A 3,224-nucleotide genomic window follows, 5' to 3' on the forward strand; every position below is an offset into this window, starting at 1 on the left:
AAGCACTGGTGCTGGAACTAGCCAAAAGCCACGATGTGTTTATCACCGTGGAAGAAAACGTTATCGCCGGTGGTGCCGGTAGTGCGATTAACGATTTTCTACAAGCCCAACGTATTCTGATGCCGGTGTTGAATATCGGCTTGCCGGATCGCTTTGTCGAGCAAGGCAGCCGTGAAGAATTACTAAGTTTGTGTGAACTCGATACCCAAGCTATTTTGGCAAAAATTGAAGCATTTTGCGCGTAAAATGCCCACATGGAAATCTTACAACTCCCAGTTCTTAACGATAATTATATTTATCTTTTAAAGGAACCCATCAGCGGTAAGACGGCAGTCATAGATCCGGCTGTCGCCGAACCGGTAATGGCAACTTTAAAGCAAAAAAATTGGCAGCTGGATTATATTTTCAATACCCACCACCACAGCGATCACGTTGGTGGTAACTTGCAACTCAAGCAACTCACTGGCTGTCAGATTGTAGCTGCAGCAGCGGATCAGGCAAGGATTCCCGGCATAGACATTGCTGTAGAGGATGGCACTATATTTCCACTGAGCCAACAAACATTTCAGATTATTGCCACTCCAGGCCATACATCAGGCCATATTGTGTATTACTGTGTGGATAGTCAGGCTTTATTTTGCGGCGATACGCTTTTTTCCATGGGTTGTGGCCGATTGTTTGAAGGCAGTGCCGAACAAATGTGGCATTCTTTGCAAAAACTCAAAGCCCTGCCCGGCTGCACTCGGGTTTATTGTGCCCACGAATACACCCAAGCCAATGGCCGTTTTGCCTTAACATTGGAAGCTGATAACCCGGACTTACTGCTACGGGTTGAGGTAGTGAATGAGTTGCGCCGAAACAACCTGCCTAGCATACCTTCAACTATAGAACTGGAACTGGCTACCAATCCGTTTCTGCGTGAACATAGCTCTCCGCTGCGTGAAGCTGTCGCTGCATTTGACGAAGATACGCCCGCTGAGGTATTCGCTAAAATGCGACTTTTGAAAGATCAGTTCCGCTGATTTTGCCCTATTTCTGGTTAAAATCAGCCTGTAAACGCCTAAAATCCAAAATCTTCGTTACCCGAAATCGCATGCGCACCGTCATTTAGCATCAACTCAAATTCGGTGTAACCAATATCGCCGCCATTGTCCTCGAACCTAAATCGCGTGATGACATTCTACAATGACAGCGTGGACTGCAATACATTTATACCGAGGTAAGCAAATGTTTGCCATTCTTGGAAGTCATGCTTGAACGTTCAGGCGCGAAGTAAGGCAAGGCGACCTGGCATGGAACAATGGAAGAACTGGCGTTGGGCGTACTGCTGCGGTTAGGGCTCAATGCGGATTACGACCGGATTCTGGAATTAGCCAACCAACAAAAGACCATCCGGCAGGTGCTGGATAATAGCGAGTGGCTGGACGAGCAGCGTTGAGCTGTAAACCAAACCAGCTATAGCCAATAACGCCCCCCCCCCGGCGCATAAGCTGTTTGATTTAGTAATGGTTTGCTATAAATTCAACTTGTTGCTGATACTCGAATCGCTTATCAATTTGCTCTAAACGTTTATCAACCTGCTCAGAACGCCTTTCTATTTGCTTAAAGCATTCCAATATCAATCCACGTTGATGTTTTAGTTTTCTTCGACACGAATCGCTCGTTTCCGCAAATCCAGTTCGTACCGCACATTTGCATTTTGATTGAGCAACCGTTCGGAAAGGTTACCCCCAATCAACATTCGATATCGTCTTGCGCCAAGGCCATATTAAACACTCCAGCACGTTAGAAATACAGATTAACATAAATCTAAAACACCAAATCATGATGAGTCGACCACATAATCAGAGCGTGCTTACGTCATATAGGGCAAAGATATTGTGGTGTCGAAAAATATTACACCTTAGTAGAGCCTACCCCAAGCAGACGATATCAGTCTGGTTTACATCACAATATTAATTATTTATCACTCTATAAGACAAAGCCTTGCAAAGATTCATCAAGATTTTACTGGCAATCGGAGCATCATATTTTAACAATCGGGTCATGGATGCATCATCAAGGCTCAAAACTTTCACATTATCTGTTGCAGCAACAATATTAGCTGAACGAGGAACATTCAGTAAGAAAGCAATCTCACCAATCACTTCTCCAGGAAAAATGATGGCTTGAATTTCACCACTGGGACGTTGCACCTGTACCATGCCGGAAAGCAATACAAACATGGTCTTGGCTGCATTATTGGCCGCAATAATGTGATCGCCTTCTACACAGGAAATGATATGACTTTTATCTAGCAAACGCTCTATGTCTTTTACATCAATATTATCGAAAATTTTTGGTCGCTGATTCGTATTCACTTGATCTACTGGCAAAACGCTATTCAAATAGTCGGTTTTTTCAGCCAGACTTTTGGCTACGACACTAGCCGTACTCACTGTAATTGCCCGCAAACTTTCTGTATGCTGGTATTTAATTGCATCCTCTTGCTTAACAAGCATCGAAAAAGGCGAACGAACTTTGCTTAAGTGCTCATGATCTCCTGGCAAAAACATCATTGGAACGACCAACCCTATACCCGGATACGTATACGTCCGCCCAAAGGGGCGAAAACCTAATCTCAAATAGGAATTAATCAGATGCGGCTCACTGCTCAGCAATACCAATTCGACATCATGTTCCACAACAAAAAACCACGCCTCTTGATAAATCTCCAAGGCAGTCGCTGAACCCCGATAATTTTCATCTATCATCAGTCGCTCGATGATACAAATCTTCTCATCACTCAGGACAGCGTTAAACGACTCTAATTGATAAGCCGTTTTTAGCGACGGTGACAAGTCACCATCACCACCCCAAAATAACCGCATAGTCCCAGCGATCTCATCATTCTTTATTGCAATAATTGCCCTAGCCTTACAGTCCATCTCATCGCGCAGCTCTTTAAGCTCATGATCTCCCTTCTCCTTCAAGCGTCCCATGCCTTCTATATAGACTTTATACCGAAGACGATATGAAGCATGAAGCTCTTCATCGGTTTCTGCAAACTTTACAACATCCCTCAAAACAACCTCCAATAATTAAGAATAAAGGCAACACCGTCTGTTGGCTTTATCAGTGACTGTCACTCAAGTTAAGCATAATCTCAGAACGCTTAATGTAAAGCTTAGATCGCCAAATAATATTTAAAACCAGTAAGGAATGTGCATGAAACAAGTTCGTCA

4 protein-coding genes are annotated in these 3,224 nt (G+C 43.8%); 3 read left to right on the top strand and 1 reads right to left on the bottom strand.

Translation table 11 applies throughout. The annotated features are described in order from the left end of the window. The 3 genes from A1359_RS04275 to A1359_RS22255 form a co-directional block, all read left to right on the top strand. On the top strand, nt 1-245 hold a 245-nt coding region (locus tag A1359_RS04275), incomplete at its 5' end, for a transketolase C-terminal domain-containing protein (RefSeq protein WP_332310062.1). Nucleotides 246-254: 9 nt separating this feature from the next. Next, nucleotides 255-1,022, top strand: coding sequence for a hydroxyacylglutathione hydrolase (gene gloB, locus A1359_RS04280; RefSeq protein WP_066978512.1), 768 nt, complete (start codon nt 255-257; stop codon nt 1,020-1,022). A gap of 278 nt (nt 1,023-1,300) precedes the next feature. Continuing rightward, the gene (locus A1359_RS22255) at nt 1,301-1,438 is read left to right on the top strand and encodes a hypothetical protein (RefSeq protein WP_157200466.1); all 138 of its coding nucleotides are present in this window, start codon (nt 1,301-1,303) and stop codon (nt 1,436-1,438) included. 517 nt (nt 1,439-1,955) lie between these two features. Here A1359_RS22255 and A1359_RS04285 read toward each other — a convergent pair. Beyond that, the gene (locus A1359_RS04285; protein ID WP_198159269.1) at nt 1,956-3,065 is read right to left on the bottom strand and encodes a cyclic nucleotide-binding domain-containing protein; all 1,110 of its coding nucleotides are present in this window, start codon (nt 3,063-3,065) and stop codon (nt 1,956-1,958) included. Nucleotides 3,066-3,224: the final 159 nt, after the last annotated feature.

The organism is Methylomonas lenta (assembly GCF_001644015.1).
Lineage (GTDB): Bacteria > Pseudomonadota > Gammaproteobacteria > Methylococcales > Methylomonadaceae > Methylomonas > Methylomonas lenta.

What these genes read in the sequence shown, in the direction of transcription:
- gloB (WP_066978512.1), top strand. Translation starts at nt 255, where the DNA reads ATGGAAATCTTACAACTCCCAGTTCTTAACGATAATTATATTTATCTT.
- A1359_RS22255 (WP_157200466.1), top strand. Translation starts at nt 1,301, where the DNA reads ATGGAAGAACTGGCGTTGGGCGTACTGCTGCGGTTAGGGCTCAATGCG.